Origin of the sequence: Sporosarcina sp. D27 (assembly GCF_000586555.1) — a bacterium.
Taxonomy (GTDB): domain Bacteria; phylum Bacillota; class Bacilli; order Bacillales_A; family Planococcaceae; genus Sporosarcina.
Window position 1 is genome coordinate 191,423 of the sequence record NZ_AZUC01000047.1, and the last position, 15,074, is coordinate 206,496.

Sequence of the window (15,074 nt, forward strand, 5' to 3'; positions counted from 1 at the left end):
GACATAAAACAACCCCCGACATGCTAAGTGTCGGGGGTTGTTTTATAGCTTAATGAGCATCTGGGAACATTCGCTTCATTGCATCTCCGACTTCATCGAAGAATCCTTCCACAGGTTCGCCTTCTCGAATCTTGTCGCTGTACTCATCAATCTGTTTTGCAGAGTCAGGATTTGTGGATACATATACTTTGTCAGTATCTACTCCTGCTTCTTTTGCTTTGTCTGCAATTTTGTCATCTAATTCTTTTGAAGAGGTCGTTCCCTCTTTAAGAGTCACACCAACATACGCACTGTTGTTCATCTTAAGAACTCTTGCATGTTCGACTTCTTCTAGGCTTGAGACTGCGTCTGCAATTTCATCGGCGTTCTCGACAGTTTGATCGTTTGTTGCATTATCGTTCGTGGTGTCATCATCAGTTCCATCCATGTCTGTCGTTGTATCGTTTTCATTCTCCACGACTCCAGTGTCGTTCGTTTGATTTTCTACATCTTTATCTTTTTTCCCACATGCAGCAAGCGATAACATCAGCAAACAAGCAGCGAATACCATCCAAAATTTCTTCATTTGTCTCTCCTCCATATCTGTTTACAGACAGTATGGACAAAAAGAGAAAAACTATGTGTATTTCTTTTAAAAATGAATTTCAGTACGTTGAGTGGTATGGCGCTCAACTTCACACAAGTCCACTTCATAGCCAATACCCTTTAACTTTGAGACCGTGATCATCCCATCTTCCACCGTGACTTCAGGTGTTATGATATCTTGATCCCAATATGATGACGACCCTGCTGTATCACCTGGAAAAGTGAAGTTGGGCAACGTGGTGAGTGCAATATTATGTGCTCGTCCGATCCCTGCTTCCAACATACCGCCACACCAGACTGGGATTCCAGCTTCCTGGCACACGTCATGGATTCGTTTAGCTTCTGTCATCCCTCCGACGCGACCAATTTTGATATTAATGACACGACAGCTTCCAAGCTGAACGGCTTTTCGTGCATCCTCAGCGGAAAGGATACTTTCGTCTAAACAAATAGGTGTTTCGATTTGTTGTTGTAATGTTGCATGATCAACGATGTCATCAGAAGCGAGTGGCTGTTCGATCATCGTTAAGTTGAACTGATCCAGCTGTTTTAGTAGCTCCAAATCATCTAATGTGTAAGCGGAATTTGCGTCCGCCATGAGTGGAATTTCAGGAAAGCGTGCGCGAATTTCTGAGAGTAACTTAATATCATATCCAGGTTTGATTTTCACTTTAATTCGTTTAAACCCTGTTTTTAAACTCTGGCTAATTCTTTCAGCAAGCGTTTCAAAATCCGCTTGAAGTCCGATGCTGATTCCAACGTCAATTTTTTCTTTCTTACCGCCTATCGCTTCTGTTAACGTAATACCTTGTCGTTTTGCCCAGCAATCCCATACTGCACACTCGACTGCAGCTTTCGCCATATTGTTTTTTCGAATCGATTTGAAAATTTCATTCACTTCATCCGGATGTTGGATGGTCTTTCCTTTTAGCATCGGTACTAAAAAGTCTTGGATTATATGTAATGAAGTCTCTGTTGTCTCTTCTGTATACCAAGGAATGGAAAAGGCTACGCCTTCTCCGTAGCCTTTATTTCCCTTTTCATCGACTACTTCAATCACTAGGAATTTGCGAGTTTGCATCGTTCCAAAGCTTGTTGAAAATGGATTCTTCATCGTCATTTCCAGTTTTCGAATAATTACATCACGGATAATCATTACGTCTTTCCTTTCTTCATGGACAAAACCGCACGTAAGAAACACATGCGGTTTTGTTCGTTAGTATTTACTTGTTTTTCTGTCGTATTCGTCTAGTAATTCAGCAAAGCTTTTATTTGCTTCTCGCTCTTTCTTCTCTTTTATCACTTGCTCCATACGAGCTTCTTCAGCTTTTGCTTCCGCTTGCGAAAGTGCTTGCTTCGCCTCTTTAAGTTTAGAAAGAACATCCTCTCCTAATGCATCTGCGAGTCGAAGTGCTCCATCATCTTTCGGTTTGCTTTCTAAACGTTGCTGATTTCTTTTTTTCGCCATGGATGTTCCCCTCTCTTCTAATTATGGACGCTCGACAATTGTCGCGACACCTTGTCCGCCACCAATACAAAGTGTAGCGAGTCCACGTTTTGCGTCACGTCGTTTCATTTCGTGTAGCAGTGTCACGAGAATTCGAGCACCACTAGCACCTATTGGGTGTCCTAATGCAATGGCACCACCATTAACATTCAATTTTTCAGTGTCAAATTTCAATTCACGATCGACTGCAAGTGATTGAGCTGCAAATGCTTCGTTCGCTTCAATCAAGTCCATATCTTCTAATTTGAGGTTCGATCGTTTCAACACATTTGTAACAGCTTGTACAGGACCGATTCCCATAACTGCTGGATCTACTCCCGCATTTGCATTCGCAGTAATAGTTGCGAGCGGTGTGATACCAAGTGCATCCGCCTTCGATTTAGACATGATGACTAATGCTGCAGCTCCATCATTCAATCCTGATGCGTTTCCAGCTGTCACACTGCCATCCTTTTTAAATGCAGGTCGAAGTTTGGACAGTTTCTCTACAGTCGTACCTTCTTTAATATACTCGTCTTCCTTGAATAGGATTGGTTCACCTTTACGTACAGGAATTTCAACAGGAACTATTTCATCAGCAAACTTTCCAGCTGTGCGTGCTGCGGAAGCTTTTCTCTGAGAATTGGCAGCGAATTCGTCTTGTTCTTCACGAGACAAACCATAGCGCTCACACAGATTTTCTGCAGTGATGCCCATGTGATAATCGTTAAATGCACACCAAAGACCATCAGAAATCATAGTATCCACCATTTTTTGATCACCCATCTTAAATCCTTCTCGTGCATTATTCAAGACATATGGTGCTTGACTCATGCTTTCCATACCACCAGCAACGATTACTTCTGCATCGCCTGATAAAATTGCTTGTCGCGCAAGCTGGACCGCTTTTAATCCTGAACCACATACTTTATTGATCGTCATCGCTGGTACCTGTTCAGGAAGTCCTGCTTTTATCGATGCTTGACGAGCCGGATTTTGTCCGAGACCCGCTTGAAGTACATTCCCCATAATGACTTCATCCACGTCTGCTCCTGTTAGCCCAGCCCTGTATACAGCCTCTTTTATGACAAGAGCACCTAGTTCTGTCGCGCTCACATTTTTCAATGCGCCTAAAAATGTGCCAATCGGTGTTCTAACAGCGCTTGCAATTACGATTTGTTCTGACATTGTGATTCCCCCTATGTGTGTTTATGAGACTTTACCCTGTTTGAAATACAGAACATTCCCACATATGAATTGCCTGCATCTGCTACAGTCCGTTAGAATAAGCTGTAGGAGGGATTGTATGTTTAGTTTACCAAAAAAAGTGACAATTATCGAGGTAGGACCCCGAGATGGTCTGCAGAACGAGAAGAACCAGGTTGAAACCGATGAAAAACTAGAATTTATCCGTCTATTGAAAAAATCCGGTGTAACCGAAATGGAGCTTACCTCTTTCGTGTCTCCTAGATGGGTACCCCAGATGGGCGACGCTGGAGAAATTATGAAGCACGCTGATTTAGTAGAACGATCGATTGTCCTTGCTCCCAATGCGAAAGGAGTAGCACTTGCCCAAGAAGCCGGTGCTAAAAGTATCGCGATTTTTGTAGGTGTGAGTAATACATTCAATCAAAAAAATATTAACCGTACGACTGCTGAGAGTGTAGAAGCGCTTGCTCCGGTAATACTTAAGCTAAAAGATGAAGGTGTTTTTGTTCGCGCTTGTATTTCTACTGCGTTTTATTGTCCATATGAAGGGAAAATTGAAGTGGAGGATTGTATTGAACTCTGTAGACAGTTTGTCGCACTAGGTGTAGATGAGCTAAGCGTAGCAGATACAATTGGAATGGCCAATCCTGTCGAGAGCTATGAGCTTTTCACACGTCTTCGTCAGTCATTTCCTTCGATACTGCTAACTGCGCATTTCCATGACACTAGAAAAATGGCACTTGCAAACATTTTTGCATCCTTGCAAGCAGGTGTTGACCGATTCGATACGGCAGCTGGCGGCCTTGGTGGATGTCCATTTGCTGATGGTGCAACTGGAAATGTTGCGACCGAAGATGTGGTGAACATGCTCGATTCGTTAGAAATCTCTACAGGCATCGATGTAAAACAAGTGTGTGAAGCAGTTGAAAAAATCGCTCCACATGTGTCACGACCTATCGAGAGCGGCATGTACCGTTTGTTTGAAAACGGAAGGATCTAAGGAGCTGAAATTATTGAGAAAGCGTCTGCTTGCAATTACAGGTGGTGTTACTTTCATTGCAACTGCTCTCGTAACTACATTTGGCATCCTAGTTACCAATCGGTTAATGTTTCTTAAAATAAAAGATGCCGAGGTGGTTTTAAAACGAGAATCCATCGCTCGGCGATTCGATGCGCACTGGTATGAAACCGTTCCGAAAACGACAATGCGCATTCAATCGCCTAATGGTTATTTGTTGCATGCAATCTATCTAAGACCGCTCGATACTACAAGAACAGTGATTATTTGCCATGGTGTTACAGAAAACAAAATAAATTCAATGAAGTTTGCCCGTATGTTCGAGCGTCTCGGATTTAACTCTGTCGTATACGATCATCGTCGACATGGAGAGTCTGGTGGAAAAACGACCAGTTTTGGTTTCTATGAAAAAATGGACCTGCGCGCAATAATCCAAGCAGTCCGTGAGCGGATTGGTAAGCGTGCATTACTCGGAATTCATGGCGAATCAATGGGAGCCGCAACGATGATTTTGACAGCGGGGACATATCCAGAAGAAGCGGATTTTTACGTAGCAGATTGTCCTTTTTCTGATTTTACGGATCAGGTTTTTCATATATTGAAAACGTCCACGCCACTTCGCACGCCAAAGGTCATTCGAATTGCTAATATCTTTTTGAAGATCCGCGATGGGTATACTACTTCTCTCGTTTCTCCAAAACAAGTCATCACTCAAGTTGCACATCCCATGCTTTTCATTCATAGTTTGGAAGATGATTTCATCCTCCCCAATATGACTGAGGAATTGTATGAGCAAAAAAATGGCGGAAAGTCTATTAAACTTTTTCCAAAAGGTGCGCATGCTAGATCTTTCAACGAAAATCCAGAAGAGTATGAAGCTACGGTTAAACGGTTCTTAAGAAAATATGGTTATTTAAATTAAAAAACCCGTTCAATTTTATTGAACGGGGTGTTGTTTGTTTTATTCATGTTAGTCATAAAAACCTATTATATCAACGTTTTTATTTCTTTTTCTTAGAGTCTTTTTCAGACGCCTTAGACATTTGAGCCATCATTTGATTAATTTTCTTTTGAGAAGGTTTCTGCCCCATCTGCATCATCATCATTCGAAGCATATCTTCATTAATCGGTGGGTTATCTTTCAAATACTTCATCATATATTGACGAGCTAAGAAGAAACCAAGAGCAACTCCTGCTGCAAGTGCAACAATAATTCCAACGATCCACCAAATAGTCATACGTACTACCTCCCCTACTGCAATAGTCCAAGTGTTTCCACCAAGAAGGATTATACAGCATCCGAACCCCAGTACGCAACGTCTCAGTTATCACAATGCGTTTTTCTTCTACCACACGACTGCAAGTTAACGAATATTTCATAAAATATTCAAACTCAAACGAAGACGTATTGGGGTTCTAACGGAGAAGACGTATAGCGAACCGGCTTTAGCCAACCCCATTCGCCAGCTTCATCCATAATAGCAAAATAGCGGTCTTCCACACTGGATAATGCTACAAACAAATCTAAATCGAGCATGCGTGAACCGTGGCAAGCTGCATGTAATGCATGAGAAGAAAAACCGATATCAATCGTGCCTTTCAATGGATGGGTCAATGTATATTTCATATCTCCCGCTTCTACTGTATGAAAATTCTTTCCGAGTTCGCTCATAATCGCTTGTTCAACATCGTTAATTTCCAATCGATCGCATAAATATCGAACTTCTTGTAAATGATTCTCACGTCCATCTGCTTTCAATAAATCATATAGAAGTTTTTCACGTCCAAGGACAAAAGTCTGGTACATTTCTTTGATTTTATAAATTCCATATGTTCGCATGTATGACCACTCCTTTACATTATCGTACAGGAGGGGTTTCGCAAAGGCTGTCACTTCACGGAATAGAACATCACTATTTATGTCGAAATGTCAAAATAGTTAGATATACAACCAGAATCTATGGAGAGTTACACTTCATCAAGATCTAAAGCGTTATAAAAAAATAAAAACAGAGGCTAAATCCGCCTCTGCTTTTATCATTTATAACTTATTTACCTACCATTGTGACTACTTTTGATACAACATTTTCAACACTGAATCCGTACTCTTTCATGACTGTTTCACCTGGGGCACTTGCACCAAATGTGTCGATAGCTAGGACGTCACCGTCGTTTCCGACATACTTATGCCAGCCGAGAGATGATCCCATTTCGAGAGAAAGACGCGCTGTCACAGCTTTTGGAAGCACTTGCTCTTTATAAGCTGCATCTTGTTCTTCAAACCGATCCCAAGAAGGCATTGATACGACTGCAACATCGATTCCCTTCTCATTCAATTCGGCTTGTGCTTCGACGGCAAGGCTAACTTCTGACCCTGTTGCGATCAAGATTGCTGCAGGCTGATCGGCTTTCGAAGGAGATACGGTATACGCACCTTTACTGACTCCTTCGGATGACAGTTCTGCTGACTTTTCAAGTACTGGTAAGTTTTGACGTGACAATACAAGGACAGTCGGTTTGTTCGTTGAAGTGACAGCTAAATTCCATGCAGCTGACGTTTCGTTACCGTCCGCAGGACGGATCACAGACAAGCCAGGCATTGCACGAAGTGAAGCTAAGTGCTCAACTGGTTCATGTGTAGGGCCATCTTCACCAACTGCGATACTATCGTGAGTAAATACATACGTTACAGGAATGCCCATTAACGCAGATAGACGGACTGCAGGACGGACATAGTCACTAAAGACGAAGAACGTTCCGCCAAACACATTCAGACCACCGTGAAGTGTCATTCCGTTCAAAGCAGCACCCATTGCGAATTCGCGCACACCAAACCAGATGTTGCGACCATCAAAACTACCCGGAAGGAAATCCCCTGCTCCTTTGATTGCAGTTTTGTTAGAACCCGCAAGGTCTGCACTACCGCCAAAGAATGATGGAAGAGCCTTCGCAATTGCATTGATTGAATCTCCTGATGCTGAACGTGTCGCAACGGACTTTCCTGCTTCATAAACAGGCAATTGCGCTTCGACTGCGCTTTTATCTGTTCCATCAATTGCTTTTTTCAGTTGAGCAGCAAGTTCGCCATGTTCCTTTTCATAAGCACCGAATAATTTGTTCCATTCGGACTCACTGTCCACACCAAGCTTCTGTACAGACGTTTTAAACGTTTCATAGACTTCTTGAGGAACGTGGAAGTCCTCTTCAAATGTCCATTTATATGCTTCTTTTGTCAATTTCATCTCATCTTCACCAAGAGGTGCGCCATGAACATCGGACTTACCAGATTTGTTAGGCGAGCCATATCCAATGACAGTTTTCACTTCGATAAGTGTCGGACCACCTGTATTTTGTTTTGCTTGTTCAATAGCGTTAGACAAGTGTGCTGTGTCATTGCCATCACCAACGTGAATGTAATTCCATCCATATGACTCAAATCGTTTTTGAATTTTCTCTGTGAAGGACATATCCAATTCACCATCTAGGGAAATGTCATTGCTGTCGTAAAGTACAATTAGCTTATCCAATTCAAGGTGACCTGCGAGTGAAATAGCTTCAGCCGCTACACCTTCCATTAAGTCTCCATCACCACAAAGTGCATATGTGTAATGATCGACAATATTAAAACCTGGTTTATTGTATGTGGAAGCAAGGTGTTTTTCAGCCATTGCCATTCCAACAGCCATTCCGATACCTTGTCCAAGCGGTCCTGTAGTCGCTTCAACTCCAGCTGTGTGACCGTATTCTGGATGCCCAGGTGTTTTAGATCCCCACTGACGGAAGTTTTTCAGTTCTTCCATTGGAAGATCATATCCACTTAAATGGAGCATGCTATAGAGCAACATCGAGCCATGACCAGCCGATAATACAAAGCGATCCCGGTTAAACCAAGAAGGATTTGATGGATTATGGTGCATGTGCTGTGTCCAGAGTACATAGGCCATTGGCGCAGCTCCCATAGGAAGGCCCGGATGGCCAGAATTTGCTTTTTCGATTGCGTCAATCGACAACGTCCGAATCGTATTAACCGCCAGTTGATCAATAGTGTTGGTCATCGGTAATTACACCCTTTCACATTCTCTTATTTTAACTAGATTCCTCATCCATTGTAATGAAAAAACCGCAGGAATACAAACTGCGGTCATAAAGATATGGGATACTTAATTTAAAAACTTCTTGTTTTGAGCATCTTTCACTTTTTCAGGTGTTACATCATTTCCATCAGGATCCACTACTTTAACATTTTCAATCGTATCTCTCATTGTTGAGCGGAAAGTTTTCAAATACTCACTACGCAACTGGGATTGCTCTTTCGCTTCTTCAATGGAAAGACCTGATGTTTTTGCTTTTTTTGCAAGTTCATTAATACGTTTAATCTTTTTTTCTTCCAGCATAACGTTCCCTCCAGTTCAACTTCGTCAATAAGAACGTAAACAAAAATGAAAGGAAGTGCAACCAATTAGCCTTCCTGCTCTGCAATATGTTCTTGATATCGTCTATGTACCGTCGCTTTGCTGACGTTATGCCCGAGGCCCTTGAGTACAGATGTAATCTCTTCAAATGTCAGTCCTTTGTCACGTAAAGAAACAATTTCTTGCACTGGTGCCTCAACTCTTTCTCTACCTTCCGCATTACCTTGGTTGCTTAGATTACGTTCTGGTCGATACCCTGCCTCCACGGCACGTTTCATCCCTCTTCTAATTTTCGCGTTATGTAGCTTCCTCTGATATTCCTCTACTATGGCAAGTATCTCAAGAAGCATGGAATCCATTTCGTTTAATTCTAATGGACCATTGTCATGATTGGTAAAAACGGCAGTGTTTGTTTTCGCAAGCAAGTGCAAAACTGCGACACGTGCATTTCCTCTACCGAGTCGTGTTTCATCTTGGATTAAGACAGCATCAACGGAATCTTCCTTGATATAATCAAGAAGATCCAATAGACCTTCTCGATCCAATTCGTATCCACTGTGTTTGTCAGTAAATGATGCAGCTATTTTAAAATCCAGTGATTCCGCCAACGTTTTCAGTTCTTCATATTGACGGGAGAGTGATAGCTCCTGTGTATCTTTTTCAGTACTAACTCTACAATACAAGACACAATTCCCTCTATTCCCCATTATTCCCCCTCCTCTGCAAGAACGAGTCGAGTATCGTCAACCTCCGACTCAAAATAAGAAGGCAACTTGAGATCTTCACCTGCAATAATAGCAGAATCAGTTAAATTATTCAGTGTCGCCACCTCTCGAATCCAGCGGTCAGTAGGCACCTCCCCTGCATAGCGTTCTGCTAGCTGCGAAAGCGTATCCCCTTCCACGATCGTCACTTCTATAATATCTTGTGGAACAGAAAGTTTATGAATAAGGACGAATGTTAATACTGTAAAAAGTGCGAAAGCTGCTACGAGATTTTTGTTTTTCCGGATAAGTGTCATGAATGATTTCCCCTCTCAGAATGTACGTTCGGTTCTATATTTTTATTATATGCGAACAAGGGTTTGTATGTCAACACTAAAAATTAGAACCTTTGTTTGCTATGTGTACGAACACCTGTTATACTATTTTCATAGAAACACTTCGCAGAGCACCGTCCGCTGCAAAAAAAGTGAAGAGGTGAACATATTGAAAAAGATCTCCAAAAGACAGGAGGATATCCTGACTTTCATTAAAGATGAAGTTCAAAAAAAGGGATACCCACCATCCGTACGGGAAATTGGTGAAGCTGTAGGACTTGCTTCCAGCTCAACTGTTCATGGACACCTGGCGAGACTCGAAAGTAAAGGTCTCATTAGACGTGATCCGACCAAACCCCGTGCAATCGAAATTTTAGATCAACATGGAATGGACGAGTTAAAAACTGGCGTTGTTCATGTTCCATTAGTCGGAAAAGTTACTGCTGGGATTCCTATCACTGCGATTGAAAATATTGAAGAATACTTTCCTATCCCAGATACGTTTGGGACTTCTGAGGATAACTTGTACATGTTGGAAATCGTAGGAGATAGTATGATTGAAGCTGGTATTTTAAATGGTGATCGCGTTGTTGTGAAACAGCAGCATAATGCGAACAATGGGGAAATTGTAGTTGCAATGACTGAAGAAGATGAAGCGACCGTGAAACGCTTCTTTAAAGAAAAAGACTTCTTCCGTTTGCAGCCTGAAAACTCTTCGATGGATCCTATAATTATTGAGAATGTCTCAATTTTAGGAAAAGTGGTCGGCGTTTACCGGACGATTCATTGATTTTGTATATAAAAACTGCGTACTCGTCACAACTGATGAGTACGCAGTTTTTTTAGTTTTTGTTATGAGGAGTTTCTTGAGTTTATGGGCACTTTTTTTGGTTTATGATCACTTTCCCGAGTTTATGAGCTCTTTCCCAGGTTTATGAGCACTTTCTCGAGTTTATGAGCACTTCCCCAGGTTTATGAGCACTTCCCCAAGTTTATGAGCTCTTTCCAGGGTTTATGAGCACTTCTCCAAGTTTATGAGCTCTTTCTCAACTTTATGAGCACTTTCTCAGCTTTATGATCACTTCCACAGGTTTATGAGCACTTCCCCAAGTTTATGAGCACTTTCCAGGGTTTATGAGCACTTCCCCAAGTTTATAAGCACTCACAAATACTACACCCGTTATGATTTGATCAATTCAAGTTCGATCAGTCGCTCGACGGAAGATAGGATGGCTACTTTTACGTGTTCGTAGGTGAGTCCGCCTTGTACATAGGCTGTGTATGGTGGACGAATTGGGCCATCAGCTGTCAACTCGATGCTGGAGCCTTGGATGAAGGTCCCTGCAGCCATGATGACATCGTCTGCGTAGCCTGGCATATAGGATGGTACTGGACTAACATGGGCGTCGATTGGTGAGTTGGCTTGAATCATTTGGCAGAATGCAATCATTTGCTCGGCATTTTGGAACGAAACTGATTGAATGAGATCTGTTCGTTGTGCAGAGAAATGGGGTGAAGTCACAAGTCCATAGGATTCAAGCATCCCCGCAGTAAATTGTGCCCCTTTTACGGCTTGGCTCACGGTATGTGGTGCGAGGAAAAAGCCTTGGTACATCTCACGTAACGTATCGAGCGATGCCCCTGCTTCCGCACCCAGACCAGGTGATGTCATACGGTATCCACATTTCTCAATTAAATCTTTTCTACCTGCAATATACCCACCAGTACGGGCAAGACCGCCCCCTGGATTTTTGATCAATGAACCCGCCATAAGATCTACGCCTACATCTGTCGGCTCGAGCTCTTCGACAAATTCACCATAACAATTATCTGTAAATATTATAATTTCAGGGTGATTTGCTTTTATTCTCTTCACCATGTCCGCAATTTCTGAAACTATGAAGGAGGGTCGATTAGCATACCCTCTTGAACGCTGAATCGCAATCATTTTTGTATTTGCATTAATTTGACGTTCCATCTCTTCAAAGTCGACATTTCCATCTTCTAATAAATCAACGTGATGGTAGCCAATATTAAAGTCTTGTAGGGAGCCAGTATCTTGATCCCCTCCTGAAACGATGGATTCTAATGTGTCATACGGCTTCCCCGTTATATAAAGCAACTCGTCTCCGGGACGCAATACCCCGAAAAGGCTAATCGCAATTGCGTGCGTTCCTGATATGATCTGTCCGCGTACTAAACTCGCTTCCGCGCCAAACACATCGGCGTATAATTGTTCAAGCACTTCTCGGCCTGCATCATCATATCCATACCCGGTGGAACCGGTTAAATGAAAGTCACTCACTCGGTTCTTTCTGAATGCTGCCAATACTTTCTTTTGATTTAGGAAAGCTATGCGTTCTGTTGCTTTTGCATACGGTTGTAGCTCGGTTTCGATTTTTTCTGCACGATTTAAGATTTCATCGTTCAATTGCTGTATACTCATTCAGGATGCTCCAATCTGTACCTTAGGTTCTTAGCCCATTTTAGCAGGTAGAACGCTTTCGGTAAACGGATGCGACATCCGTATAATCTTAAGATGTGTTGAACGGAGGAACTTTGAAGTGACATGGGATGTATTTAGTCTGATCGGTACAGCTGCATTTGCAATATCAGGTGCGATTGTTGCGATGGAGGAAGACTTTGATATGTTTGGAGTCTATATATTGGGAATGGTGACTGCATTTGGTGGAGGTGCGGTACGTAACGTGTTCATCGGTGTGCCTGTTTCAGTCCTTTGGGGGCAAGAACTGTTCTTTACAGTTGCTTCTGTTCTGATAGCAGTGATTTTCTTCTTTTCAGGATACTTACTGAAGACGTGGAATCGTTGGGGATCTTATTTTGACGCAGTAGGGTTAGCCGCCTTTGCGATCCAAGGTGCCTTGATGGCCGTAGAAATGGAGATGTCTCTGTTTGCTGTAGTGGCGGCTGCAGTTCTAACAGGTGCCGGAGGAGGAGTCATCCGTGACTTACTTGCTGGACGCCAGCCCCTTGTCTTTAAAAGCGACATATATGCAGTATGGGCAGCACTTGCCGGGCTAATTGTTGGTTTCGATGCGTATGTACATGACGCCGCGCTTTATATTCTACTAATCGTCACAACGGCTTTACGTATGTTATCTATTAAGTTTCACTGGCAACTACCACAACGTTCTTTATTGACAAAATAAAAAAGGCCAATTACGGCCTTTTTTTATTGCTCATCTTTCAGGATAACTGGTTTTGCTGGAACATACGTAGAGATTGCATGCTTATAAATGAGTTGCTGTTTGCCGTCTGATTCTAGAAGTACTGTATAGTTATCATACGACTTAATCATACCTTTCAGCTGAAAACCATTTGTTAAAAATACCGTTACAAACGTATTATTCTTTCTGAGTGAATTCAGGAACGTATCCTGCATATTGGCATTTGCCATCTCGTTTCCCCCCACAGTTCTTATTCGCAATTATTGCCTGCTTTTTGTATTCGCTACATGCAACTGAAATTCCTTTACTTCGTTACATATTTTCTGAACCAGCTGATTTTTCTCTGTTGTGGCATCATACCAATTGACTTCAAGCTTGTTCCGGAAGTAGGTCATCTGACGTTTTGCATAATGACGTGTATTCTTTTTAATAAGTTCAACTGCTTCCTCTACATGTAATGCGCCTTCAATTGCTTGGTACAATTCTTTGTATCCAATCGCCTGCACAGATTGAACGTCTCGGATACCTTGTTTCCACAAACCCTCGACTTCACCTAATAATCCTTTTTCCATCATGAGGTCAACTCGTCGGTCAATCCTTTCATAAAGGAGCTCTCTTGGCAGCTCAAGGCCGATAATATAAGAATGGTACATTGGTGTCGTCCCTTGGTCTGCTTCGTGATTTGCCTTTGTTTCCCCACTCACTTCCAGGATTTCTAATGCCCTTACGAGACGTCGATGATTGTTCGGATGAATTTTTTCAGCACTCACTGGGTCTTGTTGAAGAAGGCGTTCGTATAATACATTTGCACCTAGGGTTTCAAGCTCACCTTCTAATCGAGCCCGTACTTCCAAGTCGGCTGCGGCTTCAGTGAACCTATAATCGAAAAGCACGGATTGCATATATAATCCGGTACCGCCCGCTAGAATAGGAAGTTTTCCCCGGGATTGAATCTCAGAGATCTTTTCCCTGACAATCTGCTGATACTCTGCTGTTGAAAACGATTCCATCGGAGATTTGATATCAAATAGATGATGAGGAATGCCTTCCATTTCGTCTGCAGTGATTTTCGCTGTCCCAATATCAAGACCACGATATACTTGCATTGCATCGCCATTAATCACTTCCCCATCCAGGCAATGAGCAAGTCCTACCGCAAGGGCGGTCTTACCTGAAGCTGTCGGACCAGCAATGGCTAGTACTTCCGCTGAACGAGTCATAGTTTATCCACCCACTGCTTCATCATATTTAGTACAGATTCTCTAGAAGGTCCTTGTAAGGGTTCATGCCTTACACCTTCAAAAAGATACGCAGTGACATTTTCAACGCCTGCGTCCTTATACATACCTGCCGCTTCAAAAATCCCAATTCCCATATTTCCTACAGGATCTTCAGTACCTGAAAATAAAAGTATAGGCAATTTCTTAGGAACAGATTCGTAAGCGGATGTTGTACTGATTAATTTTAATCCGTCGAATAAGACATGGAAGAAACTATTTGTAGAAACTGCACCAGAAAGTGGATCTTCAATATAGTCGCGCACAGTCTGTCGATCTGTTGATAACCAATCGAACTTCGTCTCGGGACTTGAGACTGTTTTATTGTAGCCTCCAAAACCGAGCGTATCGAGAACCTTGCTCGGAGCATGTGGGCCATCTTTGATGGATAAAATTGAAGCTAATAGACTTCCACCTACTCTTGTCAGACCAGGTCTCCCAGCGGTTGCTGAACAAATGAGTGCGTCTATTTCCGTTCCGTATTTTTGTGAAAAACGACGTACAACAAACGATCCCATACTATGTCCGAACAAAATACGAGATAGATTGGGATACTCCACTTTGTACGCATCCATCACTTCGCGCACATCTTCAACCAGTCTATCAAATGTAACTCCATCTTCAAAATCGCCAAGCTGGTCATGATCCAGTGCCCGTTGCCCGTGCCCACGCTGATTATAGCCAGTTACGAAATAGCCTGCACGTGCAAGGTCGTTCATCACTGCCTCATATCGCCCTATATGCTCGGCCATGCCATGAACGAGATGGATGTGTCCTCGTGGAATTCCAGGTGGTTCCATGAAATAGGAATCGAGTATAACACCGTCGGACATTGTGAGTAACTGTTCTTTCATTTTCAT

Annotated in this window: 18 protein-coding genes; 4 read left to right on the forward strand and 14 right to left on the reverse strand. The window is 42.5% G+C overall.

Annotated elements, in window-relative coordinates; all coding sequences use genetic code 11:
* Positions 1 to 49: 49 nt before the first annotated feature.
* The 4 genes from N693_RS19225 to N693_RS0111560 form a co-directional block, all read right to left on the reverse strand.
* Positions 50 to 565, reverse strand: a complete 516-nt coding sequence (locus N693_RS19225) for a YhcN/YlaJ family sporulation lipoprotein (RefSeq protein ID WP_025784955.1) — start codon at positions 563 to 565, stop codon at positions 50 to 52.
* 66 nt (positions 566 to 631) lie between these two features.
* Complete coding sequence (gene menC, locus N693_RS0111550; protein ID WP_025784956.1) at positions 632 to 1,741, reverse strand: o-succinylbenzoate synthase; 1,110 nt, start codon at positions 1,739 to 1,741, stop codon at positions 632 to 634.
* A 60-nt stretch (positions 1,742 to 1,801) separates the two neighbouring features.
* Positions 1,802 to 2,053, reverse strand: a complete 252-nt coding sequence (locus tag N693_RS0111555; RefSeq protein WP_025784957.1) for a YqkE family protein — start codon at positions 2,051 to 2,053, stop codon at positions 1,802 to 1,804.
* A gap of 21 nt (positions 2,054 to 2,074) precedes the next feature.
* Positions 2,075 to 3,259 (reverse strand): acetyl-CoA C-acetyltransferase, encoded by a 1,185-nt coding sequence (locus N693_RS0111560; protein ID WP_025784958.1) that lies wholly within the window; start codon positions 3,257 to 3,259, stop codon positions 2,075 to 2,077.
* A gap of 118 nt (positions 3,260 to 3,377) precedes the next feature.
* Between N693_RS0111560 and N693_RS0111565 the strand changes: the two genes are divergently transcribed.
* Both N693_RS0111565 and N693_RS0111570 read left to right on the forward strand, forming a co-directional pair.
* Positions 3,378 to 4,280: a hydroxymethylglutaryl-CoA lyase gene (locus N693_RS0111565; protein ID WP_025784959.1), complete on the forward strand. Its 903-nt coding sequence runs from the start codon at positions 3,378 to 3,380 to the stop codon at positions 4,278 to 4,280.
* A 13-nt stretch (positions 4,281 to 4,293) separates the two neighbouring features.
* Positions 4,294 to 5,220, forward strand: a complete 927-nt coding sequence (locus N693_RS0111570) for an alpha/beta hydrolase (RefSeq protein ID WP_025784960.1) — start codon at positions 4,294 to 4,296, stop codon at positions 5,218 to 5,220.
* 79 nt (positions 5,221 to 5,299) lie between these two features.
* On the opposite strand, the gene N693_RS0111575 is transcribed toward N693_RS0111570, so the two are convergent.
* The 6 genes from N693_RS0111575 to N693_RS0111600 form a co-directional block, all read right to left on the reverse strand.
* Positions 5,300 to 5,536, reverse strand: a complete 237-nt coding sequence (locus N693_RS0111575) for a YneF family protein (RefSeq protein WP_025784961.1) — start codon at positions 5,534 to 5,536, stop codon at positions 5,300 to 5,302.
* 155 nt (positions 5,537 to 5,691) lie between these two features.
* On the reverse strand, positions 5,692 to 6,138 hold the full coding sequence (sirA, locus tag N693_RS0111580) for a sporulation inhibitor of replication protein SirA (RefSeq protein WP_025784962.1): 447 nt from the start codon (positions 6,136 to 6,138) through the stop codon (positions 5,692 to 5,694).
* Between the two features lie 208 nt (positions 6,139 to 6,346).
* On the reverse strand, positions 6,347 to 8,353 hold the full coding sequence (gene tkt, locus N693_RS0111585) for a transketolase (RefSeq protein ID WP_025784963.1): 2,007 nt from the start codon (positions 8,351 to 8,353) through the stop codon (positions 6,347 to 6,349).
* Between the two features lie 105 nt (positions 8,354 to 8,458).
* Positions 8,459 to 8,692: a DUF896 domain-containing protein gene (locus N693_RS0111590; RefSeq protein WP_025784964.1), complete on the reverse strand. Its 234-nt coding sequence runs from the start codon at positions 8,690 to 8,692 to the stop codon at positions 8,459 to 8,461.
* 65 nt (positions 8,693 to 8,757) lie between these two features.
* Positions 8,758 to 9,417 (reverse strand): recombinase family protein, encoded by a 660-nt coding sequence (locus tag N693_RS0111595; RefSeq protein ID WP_025784965.1) that lies wholly within the window; start codon positions 9,415 to 9,417, stop codon positions 8,758 to 8,760.
* Complete coding sequence (locus N693_RS0111600; RefSeq protein WP_025784966.1) at positions 9,417 to 9,731, reverse strand: LysM peptidoglycan-binding domain-containing protein; 315 nt, start codon at positions 9,729 to 9,731, stop codon at positions 9,417 to 9,419. The genes N693_RS0111595 and N693_RS0111600 overlap by 1 nt, the downstream gene beginning before the upstream one ends.
* Positions 9,732 to 9,918: 187 nt before the next feature.
* On the opposite strand from N693_RS0111600, the gene lexA reads away from it, so the two are divergent.
* Positions 9,919 to 10,539, forward strand: a complete 621-nt coding sequence (gene lexA, locus N693_RS0111605) for a transcriptional repressor LexA (protein ID WP_025784967.1) — start codon at positions 9,919 to 9,921, stop codon at positions 10,537 to 10,539.
* Between the two features lie 390 nt (positions 10,540 to 10,929).
* On the opposite strand, the gene N693_RS0111610 is transcribed toward lexA, so the two are convergent.
* Positions 10,930 to 12,195 carry a methionine gamma-lyase family protein gene (locus tag N693_RS0111610; RefSeq protein WP_025784968.1) on the reverse strand — a complete coding sequence of 422 codons (1,266 nt, stop codon included), beginning with the start codon at positions 12,193 to 12,195 and terminating at the stop codon, positions 10,930 to 10,932.
* A 118-nt stretch (positions 12,196 to 12,313) separates the two neighbouring features.
* Between N693_RS0111610 and N693_RS0111615 the strand changes: the two genes are divergently transcribed.
* On the forward strand, positions 12,314 to 12,919 hold the full coding sequence (locus N693_RS0111615; protein WP_025784969.1) for a trimeric intracellular cation channel family protein: 606 nt from the start codon (positions 12,314 to 12,316) through the stop codon (positions 12,917 to 12,919).
* A 23-nt stretch (positions 12,920 to 12,942) separates the two neighbouring features.
* Here N693_RS0111615 and hfq read toward each other — a convergent pair whose 3' ends face one another.
* The 3 genes from hfq to N693_RS0111630 are packed head-to-tail and all read right to left on the reverse strand — an operon-like array spanning position 12,943 to position 15,068.
* Positions 12,943 to 13,167, reverse strand: coding sequence for an RNA chaperone Hfq (gene hfq, locus N693_RS0111620; protein WP_025784970.1), 225 nt, complete (start codon positions 13,165 to 13,167; stop codon positions 12,943 to 12,945).
* 30 nt (positions 13,168 to 13,197) lie between these two features.
* Positions 13,198 to 14,157, reverse strand: a complete 960-nt coding sequence (miaA, locus tag N693_RS0111625) for a tRNA (adenosine(37)-N6)-dimethylallyltransferase MiaA (RefSeq protein ID WP_025784971.1) — start codon at positions 14,155 to 14,157, stop codon at positions 13,198 to 13,200.
* The gene (locus tag N693_RS0111630; protein WP_051508737.1) at positions 14,154 to 15,068 is read right to left on the reverse strand and encodes an alpha/beta fold hydrolase; all 915 of its coding nucleotides are present in this window, start codon (positions 15,066 to 15,068) and stop codon (positions 14,154 to 14,156) included. Before N693_RS0111630 ends, miaA begins: the two co-directional genes overlap by 4 nt.
* Between the last annotated feature and the right edge of the window lie 6 nt (positions 15,069 to 15,074).

Bases quoted from the DNA above. Each gene is read 5' to 3' on its own strand.
- N693_RS0111610 (WP_025784968.1), bottom strand. From the start codon at position 12,195: ATGAGTATACAGCAATTGAACGATGAAATCTTAAATCGTGCAGAAAAA.
- N693_RS0111600 (WP_025784966.1), bottom strand. From the start codon at position 9,731: ATGACACTTATCCGGAAAAACAAAAATCTCGTAGCAGCTTTCGCACTT.
- N693_RS0111595 (WP_025784965.1), bottom strand. From the start codon at position 9,417: ATGGGGAATAGAGGGAATTGTGTCTTGTATTGTAGAGTTAGTACTGAA.
- N693_RS0111565 (WP_025784959.1), top strand. From the start codon at position 3,378: ATGTTTAGTTTACCAAAAAAAGTGACAATTATCGAGGTAGGACCCCGA.
- menC (WP_025784956.1), bottom strand. From the start codon at position 1,741: ATGATTATCCGTGATGTAATTATTCGAAAACTGGAAATGACGATGAAG.
- hfq (WP_025784970.1), bottom strand. From the start codon at position 13,167: ATGGCAAATGCCAATATGCAGGATACGTTCCTGAATTCACTCAGAAAG.
- N693_RS0111575 (WP_025784961.1), bottom strand. From the start codon at position 5,536: ATGACTATTTGGTGGATCGTTGGAATTATTGTTGCACTTGCAGCAGGA.
- miaA (WP_025784971.1), bottom strand. From the start codon at position 14,157: ATGACTCGTTCAGCGGAAGTACTAGCCATTGCTGGTCCGACAGCTTCA.
- N693_RS0111590 (WP_025784964.1), bottom strand. From the start codon at position 8,692: ATGCTGGAAGAAAAAAAGATTAAACGTATTAATGAACTTGCAAAAAAA.
- N693_RS0111560 (WP_025784958.1), bottom strand. From the start codon at position 3,259: ATGTCAGAACAAATCGTAATTGCAAGCGCTGTTAGAACACCGATTGGC.
- sirA (WP_025784962.1), bottom strand. From the start codon at position 6,138: ATGCGAACATATGGAATTTATAAAATCAAAGAAATGTACCAGACTTTT.
- N693_RS0111630 (WP_051508737.1), bottom strand. From the start codon at position 15,068: ATGAAAGAACAGTTACTCACAATGTCCGACGGTGTTATACTCGATTCC.
- N693_RS19225 (WP_025784955.1), bottom strand. From the start codon at position 565: ATGAAGAAATTTTGGATGGTATTCGCTGCTTGTTTGCTGATGTTATCG.
- N693_RS0111555 (WP_025784957.1), bottom strand. From the start codon at position 2,053: ATGGCGAAAAAAAGAAATCAGCAACGTTTAGAAAGCAAACCGAAAGAT.
- tkt (WP_025784963.1), bottom strand. From the start codon at position 8,353: ATGACCAACACTATTGATCAACTGGCGGTTAATACGATTCGGACGTTG.